The organism is Cryobacterium sp. N21 (assembly GCF_002929575.1).
In the GTDB taxonomy this organism is placed as follows: Bacteria; Actinomycetota; Actinomycetes; order Actinomycetales; family Microbacteriaceae; genus Cryobacterium; species Cryobacterium flavum.
On record NZ_PJJQ01000030.1, the window covers coordinates 216,234 to 233,551 of the forward strand.

12 protein-coding genes are annotated in these 17,318 nt (G+C 63.7%); 6 read left to right on the forward strand and 6 right to left on the reverse strand.

Annotation, left to right across the window (positions count from 1 at the left end):
• Nucleotides 1–131: 131 nt before the first annotated feature.
• The 5 genes from purL to CXY77_RS07030 form a co-directional block, all read right to left on the reverse strand.
• Nucleotides 132–2,438, reverse strand: coding sequence for a phosphoribosylformylglycinamidine synthase subunit PurL (purL, locus tag CXY77_RS07010; RefSeq protein ID WP_233197283.1), 2,307 nt, complete (start codon nucleotides 2,436–2,438; stop codon nucleotides 132–134).
• Nucleotides 2,439–2,649: 211 nt separating this feature from the next.
• Nucleotides 2,650–4,353, reverse strand: a complete 1,704-nt coding sequence (locus CXY77_RS07015) for an ABC transporter family substrate-binding protein (protein ID WP_104129867.1) — start codon at nucleotides 4,351–4,353, stop codon at nucleotides 2,650–2,652.
• A 97-nt stretch (nucleotides 4,354–4,450) separates the two neighbouring features.
• Complete coding sequence (locus CXY77_RS07020) at nucleotides 4,451–6,511, reverse strand: ABC transporter ATP-binding protein (protein ID WP_104129868.1); 2,061 nt, start codon at nucleotides 6,509–6,511, stop codon at nucleotides 4,451–4,453.
• Nucleotides 6,508–7,359, reverse strand: coding sequence for an ABC transporter permease (locus CXY77_RS07025; protein ID WP_104129869.1), 852 nt, complete (start codon nucleotides 7,357–7,359; stop codon nucleotides 6,508–6,510). The genes CXY77_RS07020 and CXY77_RS07025 overlap by 4 nt, the downstream gene beginning before the upstream one ends.
• Before the next feature lie 70 nt (nucleotides 7,360–7,429).
• Complete coding sequence (locus CXY77_RS07030; protein WP_104129870.1) at nucleotides 7,430–8,413, reverse strand: ABC transporter permease; 984 nt, start codon at nucleotides 8,411–8,413, stop codon at nucleotides 7,430–7,432.
• 601 nt (nucleotides 8,414–9,014) lie between these two features.
• Here CXY77_RS07030 and CXY77_RS07035 point away from each other — a divergent pair.
• Nucleotides 9,015–9,860, forward strand: a complete 846-nt coding sequence (locus CXY77_RS07035; protein ID WP_092338096.1) for an endonuclease/exonuclease/phosphatase family protein — start codon at nucleotides 9,015–9,017, stop codon at nucleotides 9,858–9,860.
• Nucleotides 9,861–10,002: 142 nt separating this feature from the next.
• Here CXY77_RS07035 and CXY77_RS07040 read toward each other — a convergent pair whose 3' ends face one another.
• Complete coding sequence (locus tag CXY77_RS07040) at nucleotides 10,003–11,595, reverse strand: AMP-binding protein (RefSeq protein ID WP_092338094.1); 1,593 nt, start codon at nucleotides 11,593–11,595, stop codon at nucleotides 10,003–10,005.
• Between the two features lie 261 nt (nucleotides 11,596–11,856).
• On the opposite strand from CXY77_RS07040, the gene CXY77_RS07045 reads away from it, so the two are divergent.
• Genes CXY77_RS07045 through CXY77_RS07065 form a run of 5 tightly spaced genes read left to right on the forward strand, consistent with a single transcriptional unit; the run spans nucleotide 11,857 to nucleotide 17,318 of the window.
• Nucleotides 11,857–12,810 (forward strand): phosphate/phosphite/phosphonate ABC transporter substrate-binding protein, encoded by a 954-nt coding sequence (locus tag CXY77_RS07045; RefSeq protein ID WP_233197284.1) that lies wholly within the window; start codon nucleotides 11,857–11,859, stop codon nucleotides 12,808–12,810.
• A 47-nt stretch (nucleotides 12,811–12,857) separates the two neighbouring features.
• Nucleotides 12,858–13,727 carry a phosphonate ABC transporter ATP-binding protein gene (gene phnC / locus CXY77_RS07050; RefSeq protein ID WP_369831295.1) on the forward strand — a complete coding sequence of 290 codons (870 nt, stop codon included), beginning with the start codon at nucleotides 12,858–12,860 and terminating at the stop codon, nucleotides 13,725–13,727.
• A complete protein-coding gene (locus tag CXY77_RS07055) occupies nucleotides 13,724–15,409 on the forward strand; it encodes an ABC transporter permease (RefSeq protein WP_092338090.1) in 1,686 nt (561 codons plus the stop codon). Before phnC ends, CXY77_RS07055 begins: the two co-directional genes overlap by 4 nt.
• Nucleotides 15,406–16,575, forward strand: a complete 1,170-nt coding sequence (locus CXY77_RS07060) for a TIGR03364 family FAD-dependent oxidoreductase (RefSeq protein ID WP_104090134.1) — start codon at nucleotides 15,406–15,408, stop codon at nucleotides 16,573–16,575. Before CXY77_RS07055 ends, CXY77_RS07060 begins: the two co-directional genes overlap by 4 nt.
• Nucleotides 16,572–17,318 carry a phosphonatase-like hydrolase gene (locus tag CXY77_RS07065; protein WP_092338086.1) on the forward strand — a complete coding sequence of 249 codons (747 nt, stop codon included), beginning with the start codon at nucleotides 16,572–16,574 and terminating at the stop codon, nucleotides 17,316–17,318. Before CXY77_RS07060 ends, CXY77_RS07065 begins: the two co-directional genes overlap by 4 nt.

Sequence of the window (17,318 nt, forward strand, 5' to 3'; positions counted from 1 at the left end):
AGTGTGTCGCGCCGTCTCGGTGTCAAATGAGTTATCCACACCCCAAAGCTCGTTCAGGTTCGCGAGAGCGCAAAAAGTGCCCGATTGGGCTTCTCAATCGGGCACTTTTTGCGCTCTCGCGAGCTGGGGAGTTAGGCGAAGGCGGCGGGGAGAGGGGATTGGTGACGATTGCGCATCTCGGAGAGAGTCGCAGCGAAGACGTCCTGTACCTCGAGGGCGTGCAGGGTGTTGTCCGTCACGCCGATGCGCAGCACCGGAATGTAGCGGCCGGCGCAGAGGCCCAGGAACTTCACGTCGTCTTCGCGCGGCACCGAAACGATGACGCGACCGGCCGATTCGGAGAACAGGGCAGTGGATGCGTCCACCCCGTCCCGATCCAGAATGTCACCCAGCCAGACGCGCGCGCCCACTCCAAAGCGCATGACGGCTTCGGCGAGGGCCTGGGCGAGCCCGCCCTCGCTCAAGTCGTGGGCGCTGTCGATGAGGGCTTCCTTCGAGGCGGCGTGCAGCAGGCCGGCCAGGGCCTTCTCGCGGCCGAGATCCACGACCGGCGGCGTTCCGCCAAGGTGGTTGTGCACGACGCCGGCCCAGGCCGAACCGTCGAGCTCGAGGCGGGTCTCGCCGAGCAGGTAGATGTTGTGCCCGTCGTCCTGCCAGCCGCTCGGAATGCGGCGGGCGACGTCGTCGATCACGCCGAGCACGGCCACGACCGGGGTGGGGTGAATGGGCTGGTCGCCGGTCTGGTTGTAGAACGACACGTTGCCGCCGGTGACGGGAATCTCGAGCTCCAGGCATCCGTCGGCGAGGGCCGTTACGGCTTCACGGAACTGCCACATGACCTCGGGGTTCTCGGGGGAGCCGAAGTTGAGGCAGTCACTGACGCCGGCCGGAACGGCGCCGGTCGCGGCGACGTTGCGGTATGCCTCGGCGAGGGCCAGCTGCGCGCCGCGGTACGGGTCGAGCTGGCAGTAGCGGCCGTTCGCGTCGGTCGCGATCGCGAAACCGAGCCCGCTCTCTTCGTCGACGCGGATCATGCCGCCGTCGTCGGGAAAGGAGAGCGCCGTGTTGCCCTGCACGTAGTGGTCGTACTGGTCGGTGATCCAGCTCGGGTCGGCCAGGTTCGGCGAGCCGAGCAGGTCAAGGAACTGCTCGCGCAGGGTCTCGCCGTCGAGCGCGCGGGGAAGTACGGAGGCGGTGTCGGCCTGCAGGGCGTCGATCCAGGTCGGGTACGCGAGCGGACGCTCGTAGACCGGGCCGTCGACGGCCACGGTGCGTGGCAGCACGTTGACGATTTCTTCGCCGTGCCAGTTGATGATGAGGCGGCCGGTGTCGGTGACCTCGCCGAGCACGCTGGTTTCCACGTCCCACTTGGTGGTGACGGCGAGAAAGCCCTCGAGCTTCTCGGGAGTGACGATCGCCATCATGCGTTCCTGGCTCTCGCTCATCAGAATCTCTTCGGCGGTGAGCGTGGGGTCGCGCAGCAGCACCTTCTCGAGTTCGATGAACATGCCGCCGTCGCCGTTGGAGGCGAGCTCAGAAGTGGCGCAGCTGATGCCGGCCGCGCCGAGGTCTTGAATTCCCTCGACGAGCTTGCCGGCAAACAGTTCGAGGCAGCACTCGATGAGTACCTTCTCGGCGAACGGGTCGCCGACCTGCACGGCGGGTCGCTTGGTCGGGCCGCCGGCGCTGAACGTGTCGGAGGCGAGAATGGATGCCCCGCCAATGCCGTCGCCGCCGGTGCGGGCTCCAAACAGCACGACCTGGTTGCCGACGCCGCGGGCGTTGGCCAGGTGCAGGTCTTCGTGGCGCAGCACGCCGACCGAGAGCGCATTGACCAGCGGGTTGCCCTGGTAGACCCGGTCGAACACGGTTTCGCCGCCGATGTTGGGCAGGCCGAGGCAGTTGCCGTAGAAGCTGATGCCGGAGACCACGCCGTGTACGACACGGGCTGTGTCGGGGTCGGTGATGTCGCCGAAACGCAGGGCATCCATCACGGCGACCGGGCGGGCGCCCATCGAGATAATGTCGCGCACGATGCCGCCGACGCCGGTGGCGGCGCCCTGGAACGGCTCAATATAGGAGGGGTGGTTGTGCGATTCGATCTTGAAGGTGACGGCCCAGCCCTCGCCGACGTCAAGCACGCCGGCGTTCTCGCCCATTCCGACCATAAGGTTCTTCTTCATGGCGGGGGTGACTTTGTCGCCGAACTGGCGCAGGTACATCTTCGAGCTCTTGTAGGAGCAGTGCTCGCTCCACATCACCGAGTACATCGCAAGCTCGCCACTCGTGGGGCGGCGGCCCAGAATCTCGCGAATCTTCGCGTACTCATCGGCCTTGAGCCCGAGCGCGCCGTAGGGCTGCTCCTTCTCGGGTGTCGCAATGGCATTGGAAACGGTGTCGGCGACGCCGCGGGAAGAGGTGTTGGAAACAGCGGTCACGTGTGGAATTCTCCCCGAGATAGCGGATGCTTGACCCGGCAAGTCTACCGGTCGCCTCGTTATGCCTATATCGGCATGGTGCGGCATACGGGAATCGGGCGCCTTCGACCCGCAGGGAGGACTACTCAGCTCTGCTCTGCCCCCAACGAAAAACGGGCGGGTCGGATGCCGAAGCACCCGACCCGCCCTGTTGGGTTCAGAAGGTCAGTCCCTACTTCTCCCAACCCATGTTCTCGACGGGCTGCACACCGAAGAGGTCCAAGCCAACGTAGGGCTCGGGCGTGAGGTTTGCGAGACCTTCCTTGACAGTCCAAATTTCTGGTCCGTTATACATCGGGAAGATGCCCCAGGTCTCGGCGAGGATCTCGGCTTCGAGCTTCATAGCCTGGACCGTCTGCTCCTTGGGGTCGGAGATCGTCTCGAGCTGGTCGTGGATCTTCGTGTCGATCTCGGGAGTTCCCGTACCTGACAGGTTGAGCCCACTGTCGGAACAGTAGATCTGGCAGAACCAAGCCGCACCGAAGGGGTCAGAGGCACTGAAGCGTAGTGAAAAGATGTCCCAGTTCTTCGTGGAGTAGTCGGTCGAGAAGTCCTGAGGCGAACGCGTGTCGATTGTCACAGCAAAACCGGCGGCCTTCAGCTGCTGCTGCAAAGCCTTGGCGGCAGCCTCCTGCACGGGGTCGTCGCTGAAGATGGGGTAGGTCAACGCGAGGGCGACGCCATCCTTCGCGCGAATTCCGTCCTCGCCCTCGACCCAGCCGGCCTCGTCAAGCAGACCCTTTGCGCCTTCGAGGTCAAACTTGTAGCCGGCCTCTTCGAGCGCGTTGACGTAGTCGGGCTGGAAGGCGTACAGCGTGAACGAACCAGCGGGGTCCTCTTCGTAGTTCAGACCGTTCCAGACGACCTTCTTCTGCTGCTCCACGTCAACAGCCATGAAGAATGCCTTACGAACATTGATGTCCTGGAACTGTGGCTTGTCGGAGTCAACCTGCAAAAGCGTGTTGGCCGTCTGCTGAGCCCGGTAGGTCACGACCCCATCCATATCCTTAACCTGCTCGAGGCGGTCCTTGGTGTTGGTATTGGCCATGTCGATCTCGCCGTTCTTAAAAGCGTTGATCGATGCTGCGCGGTCCAGCTGACGAAAGGTCACCTTGTCGAGCAGCGGCTTTTCGCCCCACCAATTTTCGTTTGGCTCAAACACCACCGTTCCGCCGTTGATGTCGAAGTTGCTGAGCTTGTACGGCCCGGCGCCCCACTCAGCATGCGGTTCGTCGATGAAGCCCTCGTTGAAGATATCGGGCGTGTTCACATTGGGGTTGAGCACAGTGGTGAAGAGCATCTGGGGCCAGGCGAATTCACCCTTGAATGTGACGACGGCCTGCTTATCTGTCTCGCCCCTGGTGACCGACTCGATCTCCTTGTAACCGTCGGTGGCATTGGGGCTGTAGCCCTCTTCGTAGGAGCGGTTCGCGATCCAGGTTGCTTCGAACGCTTTCCAGTCGATGGGTGCGCCATCGTTCCAGACTGCGTCGTCGTTGATTGTGAAGTTCACGAAGGTCTTGCCGTCCGTGGTGCCGAATTCCCAGGCGTCGAGGTAGGAATCGTTCTTGTATGGCGTGCCGTCCTCTTCCATGAGCAGAATCTGTGGCGTGTACCATGACGCGAGGCGTGAGGTGTCCGCGCTCGCGTCGCCGTTGAGAGGGTTCATCTGCGGGGTGATCTCCACGATCGGGAAGACCACCTCGCCACCCTGTTGAAGGTTCTCGCGTGGTTGGGGATTGTAGTCGGCTGACGAGACCGCAATGATGCTTTCGCCACTGTCACCGGAGTCACTTGCTGCGGTGCAACCGCTGATACCGAGGGTGAGAACACCTCCCAGCGCGACAATTCCAAGGAGTTTTCTGTGCTGATTCATACCGTTCCTTACTGTGTGGGTCTGGATGTAGGAAAATCAACTCCGGCCAGGATCCGTGACACCCGAGTGGTGCCAGTGGTCACTGAGTCGAGACGTTTTATCTGAAATGGCAAGCGTTGCGATGGGCGTTTTCTGGCCCGGTCAACGGCGGCACATCGCCGAGACAACGTGCCTGCTTCTCTGGTGGCAGAACTTTGAAGAGCTGGCACCTGCTGGCGAAGGAGCAGCCACCAATGTGATCGGTGGCGCTTGCCAGGTCACCGCTGAGCACGATGCGTTCGCGGGTGCGCTCGATGTCCGGGTCCGGGATGGGAATCGCAGAGAGCAAAGCCTGCGTATAGGGGTGCTGTGGGTTCTCGAATATCTCGTCGACGCTGCCATGCTCAACGAAAGCGCCCAGATACATGACGGCCACTCGATCGGCAATGTGCCGAACGACGGAGAGGTCGTGCGCGACGAAGAGGTAGGATAGGCCCAGCTTGGCCTTGAGTTCATCAAGCAGGTTGATCACGCCAGCCTGGATGGAAACATCGAGGGCCGAGACAGGTTCATCAAGCACCACTATTTTGGGGTTGGTAGCCAGGGCTCGGGCGATGCCGATGCGTTGGCGTTGGCCTCCCGAGAACGCGGACGGAAAACGGTTGCTGTGCGTTGGGTCGAGGCCGACCAAGTCCATCAGCTCATCGACCCGGCTTTCACCCTCAGCTTTCTTGGTTCCGATCGCCCGTAACGGCTCGGCGATGATATCGGCCACCGTCATACGCGGGTCTAGGGCGCCCATCGGGTCTTGAAACACGATCTGGATGTCCCGGCGCAGCGTGCGTTCGGCGTGTCCGGGGCGCACATCGGCGACGCTCGTCCCGCCGAGGAGGATGTCGCCATCGACCTGTTCGACCAGATCCATGATTTGCAGCAGCGTAGTGGTCTTGCCGCAACCCGATTCGCCGACGATCGCCATCGTCTCGCCCTCACGGATATCAAAGGATATTCCGCGGATTGCATGGACTTCCCCAACCTTGCGTTTAAGGAAGGCCCCCTTCATCAGTGGAAAGGTCTTGGTCAAATTGCGTACTTCGAGGGTCACCGGCCGATCCTCACGGGGGATGCCCGCCAGCGCGCGCTCGGGGATGTCTGGCAGGGGAAACACGGGGTGCCCATCGATGAGGCCACCATCGGTAATTTCGTGTGAACGGATACAGGCAGCGTGGTGTTCGCCCACCTCGTCGTTGCCAACGTTCACGAGATCGGGTTCGCGCGTATGACAGGCATCGATAGCGATCGGACAGCGCGCCGCGAATGGGCACGCATCCGGAAGATTTATCAGCAGCGGCGGGTTTCCCTTGACCGGTACGAGGGGCTGTTTCTCGGCCTTGTCGACCCGGGGGATCGCGCCAAGGAGACCTATGGAGTACGGCATGCGCGTGCGGTGGAAGAGCTCGTGCACGGGGGCCTTCTCGACCGGCCTGCCGGCATACATCACCAGCACATCGTCCGCGGTCTTAGCGACGACCCCCATGTCGTGAGTGATCATGATGACGGCGGCACCGGTCTCGCTCTGGGCTTTGGCGATCAGGTCGAGAATCTGGGCCTGGATCGTCACATCGAGGGCGGTTGTCGGCTCGTCGGCGATGATAAGTTTCGGCTTGTTGGCCATCGCGATCGCGATCACCACTCGTTGGCGCATCCCGCCAGAGAACTCGTGGGGGAAGGACTTCATGCGCCGTTCGGGATTGGGTAGCCCCACGGTCTCGAGTAGTTCGACGGCACGAGCCCACGCTGCACGCTTCGAGAGCTTGCGATGAACGGTGAGCGCCTCAATAAGTTGGTCACCAATGCTGAAGACCGGGGTGAGCGACGACAACGGGTCTTGAAAGATCATCGCCAAACCGTTGCCCCGGATCGCGGAAAGTTGCTTGTCAGACTGGCCGAGGAGCTCCTGGCCGTCGAAAGTGATTGAGCCAGAGACCCTGACGTTCTCGTCTAGCAGCCCCATGATCGCCAGCGACGTGACCGACTTGCCCGAGCCGGACTCGCCGACAATGCCGAGTGTGCGACCCGCCTTGAGGTCGAACGAGATGCCGCGTACAGCGTCGATGGTGCCCGTCTCCGACGGGAAGCTGACCTTGAGGTCGCGAACAGAAAGTAGGGGGTTGGTCATGCTCGCCCTCCAGCGGCCGAAGTCGGATCGAGTGCGTCCCGCAGGCCGTCAGCGACCAGGGCCATCGAGACCGTGAGTAGCGTGAGAGCGGCGGCAGGAAAATAGAACAACCATGGCGCGCTGGTTATGGTGTTTGCACCGGAGCCAATCAGTGAACCGAGCGAGACATCAGGGATTTTGACGCCGAAACCGAGGAACGAAAGACCGGTCTCGATCATCACCGCGGCGACCACACCGAGAGTGAAGTTGATCACCAGAAGCGAGCCAATGTTGGGCAGCATATGGCGAAGCACGATCTTCATGCCTGGAACGCCCATGTAGCGGGCGGCGTGCACATACTCACGTTCCCGCAGCGAGAGCGCCATCGTCCAGATCACGCGAGCGGGGAAGAACCACCCGATGAGAATCATGATGAGCGAAATAATGCGCCAGTCTCCGCCGGAGTCGTTGGAGAACATCGCCAGAAGCAGGAATGTGGGCACGACCATCAGAAAATGAATGAGCAGCAGGGTGAGCCGCTCGAACATGCCGCTGAAGTATGCGGCCGCGGTGCCGACCACGGCAGAGATCACGGTGGTTCCCACCGAGACTGCGACGGCAATCATGAGTGAGCGCTGCAGGCCGATTGCCACCTGAGCGAAGGTATCGTTGCCCGCGCTGGTGGTGCCAAACCAGTGTTCGCCGCTCGGCGGCTCACCGATGTTGAGAAAATCGAGCTCAATGTGGTCGTAGCGCGCGAGCAGGGGAGCAACCAGCGCGAACAGCACGAGGACGGCGAAGATCACCAGGCCCGCGACCGCCGGACGATTGCGCCGAAAACGCCTGGAGTAGAGCTCCCATTTCGACATCCGTTTTCGGGGAAGCCGAATGGCAGTGGTCTCTGGTCCGACGGCCGGTTGGATTGAATTCCTGGGCATCTCAGCTCACCCGCACTCTCGGATCGAGGACAACGACGGCGATGTCGGCGAGCAGCGCTCCGATCGCGGTGAGCACCGCGCCAAACGCGGCAATCGCGACGGTTCCATGGATGTCGTTCTTTGAAATGGTTTCGAGAAAGTAGCGGCCCATGCCGTTCCATCCGAAAATCGACTCGGTGAGGATCGCGCCCATAAACACGGTGGGGATTGTGAAGGCCACCTGTGTTGCGACCGGAATGAGCGAGGTGCGCAGCGCGTGCTTGCGAATGGCCTGCGCCTTCGTCAGGCCCTTGGCGCGGGCGGTGCGCACGTAGTCGGCGTTGATGTTGTCGAGCAGCAGTGAACGCTGAAGGAAATGGGTGCCGGCGTAACCAATGATCACGAGTGCGATGGTCGGCAGTATGAGATGTTGCAGGGCATCAATGATGATGGGAAAGAACCCCGTAACATTGGGACTCGCCGAGCCGGTGACGAAGAACACCGTCGTTCCGACCATTTTGTTGAAGCCGATCGCCAGTAGCACGATTCCGAGAGCCGCGACGACGATATTGATGTTCATCGTGACGATCGAGGTGGCCTGACCGATGCGGTCAGCAATCTTGTACTGTCTGGACGCGGTGTACACGCCGAGGGCAATGCCCAAGACGGTGGCGAGTATCGTGGCGCCAAGTACGAGCTCTGCGCTCACCCACATGCGATACGCCACTTGATCATTCACCGACTGGCCGACCGGGCTTACTCCCCAATCCCAGCGGAAGATGATGCTGGAGAACCAGCTCCACCAACGCTCCAGGAGCGGAACGGTATCGCTGAGGTTTCGTGGTTGGAGCAGTTGGACTATCTGTTCCTCCGACAGTGGTGGGCGACGTCCAACGTAGTTGTTGCGCGGATCTAGAAAACTCCAGGCCAAGAAGTAGGTCAAATTCGTCGCGACCACGATCATGAGCATCCAGCCGGCGAAGCGACGAATCAAATACTTGATCAAAAGTGTGTCTTTCTGCAGTGAAAGCGCGCGTCAGGATCGCCGACGCCACGCTGAGTCAGTCTTTGGTGTGTACACATACGCTCGTCCCTTTTGTCTGGCGGGTGAACGTGTGCAGGACATTCGTACTACCGAAGTGTGTCACGGCTGATGTCCGTCGCGATTGGTAAACCTCGCCGTCGTCTCTCTCGGGATGACGACAACTCTCTTGACGCGCCGAGCCCGGATGCTTGGGAAACAGCAGGAGAACGCCTCACTGACAGGTGAGGAACGTTCCTGAATGGCGGTCAGTGCCGGGAAAAATTACGACCGCTAATACCCCCCGTTTTGGGGGAGAAGCGTACGCCTCTGGTGGCCGTCAATAGCCAGTTGGGTGAATTCACCAGATCCAAAATTCGGGACCAATCCACCTGATTCAGCTTGTTCGACGGCACCAACGGTGGCGTTGGAACAGGCAGCCCAGCGGTGGGTTTCCGAGTCGCCGTGGCTCGGGCGGCCATAAGTGCTGTTTGTGAATGAGAGTCGGGCGCACTCGGACGCGCGACCGACAGCGGATGGGGATCTGCAGAGGAATGCAGTACAACGCTCGCCATAGGCTGGTCCCATGACAGACAGCGCACTCATCGGCCCCGTCGCCGCGCCGGATTTGCATGTCATGAGTTTCAACATCCGTCGCCGCCTGCCGCATCTCAACCCGCGCAGCCCCGATCGGTGGGTGCGCCGCCGGCCAATACTGAAACGTCTGCTCGCGGCGGAACAGCCCGCACTGATCGGCGTGCAAGAAGCACTGTTCGACCAGGCGAACTTCGTGCGCCACGCGCTCGGCGATCCTTACCGCTCGATCGGATATGGCCGGGAAGCCAACAAGGGCGGGGAAGGCTGCCCGATCTTCTACGATTCACGTCGACTGCGCGTGCTCGAATGGAAGCAGACGGCCCTCTCTGACACTCCGTTGCGGCCGGGCTCCACCTCGTGGGGCAATCACACTCCGCGCGTCGTCGTTGACGCGGTCTTTCACGATCTCGCCATGGGCGTCGATTTCCAGGCCGTGAACACGCACTTCGACCACCGCTCCCGTACCTCGCGGCTGCGATCCGCCGACGTAATTCGACGCATCGTGTTGGCGTCGCAGCTTCCCACTGTGGTGACCGGCGATTTCAATACGGATGCGAATACCGCCCCCTATGACCGCCTAACCGGCCAGGGCCTGCTTCTGGATGCCTGGAACACAGCAGACGAACGTCTCACCGAAGAGTGGGGAACGTTTTTGAACTATCGCTCGCCGCAGCGCAATCTCAAACGCATCGACTGGCTCCTCGTCACGCCCGGCGTCCCCGTGCGCAAGGCCGCCATCAACGTGAAGCGCTATGTCGGCGGCTGGCCGTCGGACCACGCCGCGGTGCAGGCCGTCGTGAATCTCGCGGCATCGCCTCCGAAAGGTGAGAAGTGAAAGCGATCCCTGACACGTCTTCACTGCGCCCTCACTGTCGCTCTCAGTGAGAGGGCAAGTCAGACCGAAGTGAAAAGTCGCGTCGCGCGCATGCCCGATTGGAACCGTATGTCCGGCAGCGGGTACTGGCTCGCCCGCACGGCTAGACGGCGGCCGCCTTTTCCTTGGCGCGCAGGTCCTTGCGCAGGATCTTGCCGGACGCCGACTTCGGGATCGCGTCGATGAATTCCACCGCGCGCACCTTCTTGTGCGGGGCGACCCGCTCGGTGACGTAGGCCATGATCTCCTCGGCCGTGACCGCCGACTCAGCCACGGCGACGACGAAGGCTTTCGGGATCTCCTGGCCGTCGGCATCCGCTGCACCGATCACCGCGGCATCCTTGATGCGCGGGTGGGTGAGCAGCAGCGCTTCCAGCTCGGCCGGAGCGATCTGGTACCCCTTGTACTTGATCAGCTCCTTGCTGCGATCGACGATGGTCACCTCGCCGAGCGCACTGACCGTGGCGATGTCGCCGGTGTGCAGAAATCCGTCGGCGTCGATGGTCTCGCGGGTGGCCTTCTCGTTGTTCAGGTAGCCGAGCATCACGTTCGGGCCGCGCACCAGCAGCTCACCGGGCTCGCTGACCCCGTCTTCGGGAATCTCGATCTCTTCGCCGGTTTCGGTCGACACGAGCTTGCAGTCCATGTTCGGCACGGTCACTCCCACGGACGCGCGCGACAGGTGTGGCGCGTCGATCGGAATCAGGTGGCTCACCGGGCTGACCTCGGTCATGCCGTAGCCCTGCAGAATGCGGCAGTCCAGCCGGGTGGCCACCGCCGCGGCGAGAGCACCGTCGAGCGGGGCTGCCCCCGAGAGGATGGTGTGCACGCTCGACAGGTCATACTCCTCTACTAGCGGATGCTTCGCCACGGCCACCGCAATCGGCGGCGCGATAAAGACGTAGCTGCAGCGGTGATCCTGGATCATGCGCAGAAACTCGACGAAGTCGAACTTGGCCATGGTGACCAGCGAGGCCCGCTGTTTGAAGGCGAGGTTCAGCAGCACCGTCATTCCGTAGATGTGGTAAAACGGCAGCAGCGCGAGCACTTTGTCGTCTGGAATAACCCCGATCAGATCGCGGGCCTGTTGCACGTTCGCCACGAGGTTGCGGTGGCTCAGCATGACGCCCTTCGGCGCCGCCGTGGTGCCCGAAGAGTAGGGGAGAACAGCCACGTGCGTGGCGGGGTCGATGCTGAGGGCGGGGGCGGCGGCATCCACTGCAAGTAAATCAGCCAGCGACGGATGCCCCGGCTCACCATCGATCACCACGATGTTCTCGTCGGAGATGCCCGCCGCGTGCGCTGCCGCCTTGGCGCCGGCCAGCAGCGGGGTGACGGTCACGAGCCAGGTCGCACCGGAATCGTGGAGCTGGCGCTGGATGTCGTCGGGAGTGTAGAGCGAGTTGATGCTGGTGACCGTGGCTCCGGCGCGCAGAATCCCGTGGAAGATGGCCGTGAATTCCGGCGTGTTCGGGCAGAGCAGGCCCACGACCGTGCCGGGACCGACGCCGTCGGCGGCAAGAGCGCCGGCCACCCGGGTGATCTGATCGACCAGGGTGCGGTAGCTGAGAGCGGCCCCGCTGGCACCGTCGATGACGGCGGTGCGATCCAGCTCGGCCTCGGTCAGGTCCCCGAACAGGTAGTCGAAAATGCTTTGCGTGGGAATCTCAACGGGGCCGTAGGGGCTCGTGAACACTTAGGATCTCCTTCGATCGGTGTGGCATGCACACGGTACCGCTCGGGGCTGCCGCGAAACTGTGCATGTGACCCGAGTGGCTTTGACCGGGCGGGGCATCCGTTTGAGTGAGCGGGCGCGGGCATCCGCGTGGGTGAGCGGATTCCTGCTCGCGCACTTGCCACGGCGCGTTCACCTGCCGGTTACCCCGGGCTCCCGTGCTGTTGGCGCGGCCTGCCTAACGTGGCTACACGTAATGCCCTCGACTCAGGAAGGTTTCACGTGGCAATCCACAGCGCTTTTTCACGCACCACTTCTCTCGGCGCCAAGACGGCCCTCGCCGCCGGCGCCGCAGTTCTGCTCACCCTGAGCCTGGCCTCCTGCTCGGCGGACACCGCCGACGCGGCCGGCACTGGCATCGACGGCGTCAGCTACGCCGCCGATGAGAACACCCTGGTGTTCGGTGTGGTTCCCGACTCGGTCGATACCCAGACCAACTACCAGCCGCTGATGGACTACATCGAGCAGGAGACCGGCAAGACCGTGGAATACCACGAGTCCACCGATTACGCCGCCCTCATCGAAGCCGCAATCGCCGGCAAGATCGACGTGGCCTCGTTCTCCGGCTTCACTTACATCACCGCCACCAACAACGGCGCGGCCATCACTCCGATCTCCTCGATCGTGACGACCGAGGGCGAGGTGCCCGGCTACTACTCGCAGGCGATCGTTCCGGCAGACAGCGCCATCACCTCCCTCGCCGAGTTCGCCGGCAAGAAGGTCTGCTTCGTCGACCCGTCATCGACGAGCGGATACCTGTTCCCCTCCTACAACCTGCTCGAAGCCGGCGTCGACCCGGTCTCCGATGTGACCCCGGTGTTCGCCGGCAAGCACGACGTGAGCGTGCAGAAGGTCGGCGAGGGCAAGGAGTGTGAGGTCGGTTTCGCCGAGGACAGCGAGGTCGCCAAGAGCGACAAGGTCAAGGTCATCGCCGAGACCATGGTTCCCGGTGCACCGATCGTCGTCTCTGACACCCTGCCGACCGAACTGAAGACCCAGCTCACCGAGGTGCTCGGCCAGGTCACCATCGACGACATCATCGCGTCGGGCGTGACGAGCGCCGACACCCAGGCCTTTCGCGATACGTTCTACGCGACCGAGCCGGTCGACGACAAGTATTACGACACCATTCGCGACATCTGCGTGAAGACGTCGGCCTCGCAGTGCCAGGGCTAACCAGTAAGTCCAGCGTCACCACCGGTTCCGCTTCGCGCGCGGAACCGGTGATCGACGTGAGCAACATCACCAAAACCTTCGGCGAGACGACGGCCCTCAATGACGTGTCGCTCACGGTCGGCCGCGGCGAAATTGTCGTATTGCTTGGGCTGTCCGGTTCGGGCAAATCCACCCTGCTGCGACACCTCGACGGCCTCGACCGGCCCGACTCGGGCTCGGTGACCGTGCTCGGCGCCGCGGTATCGAGACTGAAGGGCCGGCCGCTGCGTGCGCTGCGCGGTCAGGTCGGCTTCGTCTTTCAGCAGTTCGAACTGGTCGGGTCGCTGACCGTGCTCGAAAATGTGCTGACCGGCGCCCTGTTTCGGGTGCGTGGGCCAAGACTGGGCCTCTGGGGGTACCGCCGCGACCTCAAGCTGGCTGCGCTCGGCCATCTCGACCGGGTGGGACTACTCGCCCAGGCCTACCAACGCGCCGACACCCTGTCGGGCGGCCAGCAGCAGCGGGTCGGCATCGCGCGAGCACTCATGCAGAACCCGCGCATTCTGCTCGCCGACGAACCGGTGGCCTCGCTCGACCCGGAATCCAGCGCCCAGGTCATGGCACTGATCCGGGAGATCGCCATTGACAGTGGTCTCACCGTGGTGTGCAGCCTGCATCAGGTTGATCTGGCCCTGTCCTGGGGCGATCGCATCGTCGGCCTGCGCCACGGCCAGGTGGTGCTCGACACCATAACGCAGGGGCTGTCGAAGCAGAACGTGATGGAGATCTACGGCCGCGTCACGACCTCGACCGGTGAGCTCGACGCGATCGAGACCGAGTTGGGCACCGAGTTGGGCACCGGTGAAGCGGGCGAGCCCGACGAACAGGGCGAGCTCGACCTGGCGACCTTCAGCTCGGCGCGGGACAACCGCCGGTGACGCTCACGCTCGAACGCCCCCAAGCCAGCCAAGCGGATGCGGCCACGCCGGCCCCGCAACGCCGCGCTCACCCGCAGAAAATCGCGGCCGCACTCACCCTCGTGGCGCTGGTGGCGGCATCCGTTTTCTCGCTGATCAGCGTGGATATCTCGCTGCCGCAGATGGTAGCGAGCTGGGGGAATGCCCAGAACTTTTTCGCCCGCGTGGGAATCATAAGCTTTCCCGCGCCGGGTGAGCTGCTCTACCTGACCGCGCTCACGGTGGGCCTCGTGCTGCTCGGAACCCTGTTTGCCGCGTTCTTCTCGGTGCCGCTGTCCTGGCTCGCCGCCGCGAACACCTCGCCCGGTCGTGGGTGGATGGCCGTCGCCCGCTTTCTCGGCGTGCTGGCCCGGGCGGTGCCCGACGTCGTGCTCGCGATGGTGTTCGTGCTGATGTTCTCACTCGGCACCCTGCCCGGAATCCTGGCGATCGGCATCCACTCGATCGGCATGATCAGCAAGATGTTCGCTGACGCGATCGAGCAGATCGATGAAGGCCCCCGGCTGGCAATTCGGGCCGCCGGTGGGACCCGAATGCAGGAATTCTTCTCCGGCGTGCTGCCGCAGGTGCTTCCGTCGTGGGTAGCGACCGTGCTGCACCGCAACGACATCAACCTGCGCGGTTCGGTCATCCTCGGCTACGTCGGCGTCGCCGGGCTCGGTCTCGAGATGTCCTACGCCTTCAAATCGCTCAACTACTCGCTCGGACTCGGCATCGCGCTGGTCATTTTCGCACTCTGTGTGGTCATGGAGATCGTGTCGAGCGCCGTGCGCACCGTCATGCTCGGTCTCGCGCCCACCCGCCACGGGATCGGCGACCGGCTGCTGCGCCGTCTCGGAGTGACCGGCCAGAAAGCGGATGCCTCGCACCATCCCTGGACCTACGCCCGCCTGCGCAACGCGGTCTGGGGCCTGCTCGCCGCGTTCATCGTGATCGGCAGCGTCTGGATCTGCGATATTAAGTGGGGCGACTTTCTCACCGTCTGGTCGTATTTGCCCGAGACCGCCGCCAAGTTCTGGCCGCCGAGCTTCGGAAGTTATGACGCCCCGGTAATGCTCGCGGCGATGGGCGAAACCATCGCGATCGCCCTGGCCGCGACGATTCTCACGATCGTCGCCTCGATCGTGATCGGCTCGCTCGCCGCCCGCAACGTGGCGCCGTCGAGACGCGTGCGGGCCGGCTTTCGGCTGGTGCTCGTGACGATCCGCGGCATTCCGGAGATCATCCTGGCCATCGTGCTCATCGTCGTGACTGGTCTTGGTACCCAGGCCGGCACCATCGCCCTGGCCATCGGCGGCGTGGGCCTGCTCGGCAAGCTGCTCGCCGACTCGCTCGAAGAGGTCAGACCCGGTCCGGAACAGGCCCTCCGAGCGGCCGGCGCGACGAGGCTGCAGGTCTACGCCGGCGCCACGGCTCCCCAGGGTATGAAAGCCCTGATCGGACACAGCTTCTACATGCTCGACACCAATATTCGGGCGGCCACCATCCTCGGCCTGGTGGGCGGTGGAGGGGTCGGCTACTACCTGCTGAACGCAGGCCAGGGGTCTCGCTACGACCTGGTCACCACGATCGTGCTCATGATTCTCGTGACGGTGGTCGCGGTCGAAGGACTGGCCATGTGGATGCGGCGGGTGTTTCGATGACCAGCTTCGACGTGGTCGTCGTTGGCAGCGGCATCGTGGGCCTCGGGCACGCCCTCGCCGCCAGCGACCGAGGTCTGTCCGTGGCCGTCGTGGACCGCGCGGCGGCCATCGGCGGGGCATCCGTTCGCAATTTCGGGCATCTGTGTTTCACCCCGCAAAGTGGGCCGGCCCGAGAATTCGCTCTGCGGTCCCGCCCGCTCTGGCTGCGGCTCGAAGCGGACGCCGGAGTCTGGATGCGCGAGTCGGGCACGGTCGTGCTCGCCCGGCACGACGACGAACTGGCAGTGCTGCGGGAGCTGGCGGCGCAGCGCGGAGCCGAGTCGGTCTTCGGCGTCGGCGAGCCCGACGTCGTGCTGTTCGACGCAACGGAGGTGTCGGAGCGTCTGCCGCTCGCCGACGGCACCGCGGTGGGCGGCGCGCACCTGCCCTGGGACCTACAGGTCAATCCGCGCCAGGCCGCCGCCGGTCTGGCCGCGTACCTGGCCAGCCGGGGTGTCGACTTTCGCTACCGCACCGCGGTGACGGCCGTACGGCCAGGCCGGGTCACGACCACGCGCGGGCCGATCCACGCCGGAACGGTCATCGTGGCGGTCAACCACGACATCGACCAGCTTTACCCGGAGATCGCCGAGCGCGACGGCATTGTGCGGTGCGGCCTCGACATGCTGCGCGTCGACGCCGGCCTGCGCGCGCCGCTGCCCGCGCCGGTGCTGACCGGCTGGTCGCTGCTGCGCTACGGAGCATTTTCCAGCCTTCCGGCGGCAGCCACTTTGGGCGAACGGCTGCGGAGGGAGTATCCGCTGCTGGCCGAACTGGACCTCAACCAGATGTATACCCAACTGCAGGACGGCTCGCTGATCGTGGGGGACACCCACTATCGCGGGGCATCCGTTTCTGTATTCCAGAATGAGAATGCGTTCGAACAGCTGCTGCAGCTCACCTCCGAACTGTTCGGCGTGCGGCGCCCGCGGGTGCTCGAGCGGTGGCAGGGCGTCTATGCCTCCGGGCGTGCCGACTTTCTCATCGACCAGCCCGAACCCGGTGTCTACCTCGTAGCGGCCACCACAGGAATCGGCATGACCACCGGGCTTGGTCTGGCCGAACACGTCATCTCGACCGTCTGCAATTTCGCCATTCCCTCCCTCACCCTGAAAGGCACCCCATGAGCACCGCACCCCTTGATCTTGAGTTGGACCTTGATGATTTCGACACCGAAGACGTGGACGTTGAGCTCGTCGTCTTCGACATGGCCGGCACGACCGTGAGCGACGACGGACTGGTCGAGCGGGCGTTCGTGCTCGCCGCCGAGCGCAGCGGACTGGTCGATACCGCCGAGGACCTCGAGGAGGCCGTCGCTTTTGTGCGCGAGACCATGGGGCAGTCCAAGCTCGATGTGTTTCGTGAGCTGACCGACTCCGAAGAGGCGGCGGTCGCTGCGACGGCGGCCTTCGAAAAGGCCTACGGCGAACTCGTTGAACAGGTCGGGGTGACCGCGATCCCGGGCGCGGCCGACCTGTTCCAGGAGCTGCGGGACGCCGGCGTGAAAGTGGCCCTCGTCACCGGTTTCTCCCGTGCGACGCAGGACACGCTCATCGATGCGCTCGGTTGGAGCGACCTCATCGATGTGAGCCTCTGCCCGGCCGAAGCTGGCCGTGGCCGCCCATACCCCGACTTGCCGCTCACCGCGCTGCTCCGTACCGGCGCGTCAAGCGTCGCGGCCATGGTCGTCGTCGGCGACACGGCGAGCGACATGCTCTCCGGCCTGAGCGCTGGCGCCGGCCTGGTCGTGGGCGTGCTGACCGGCACGCACGACACCGACACCCTCGAGGATGCCGGGGCCGACGTCGTCGTCGCGAGCGTCGCCGACCTGGCCGAACTGCTCGGCCTGCGTGAGGAAACGATCGAGTAG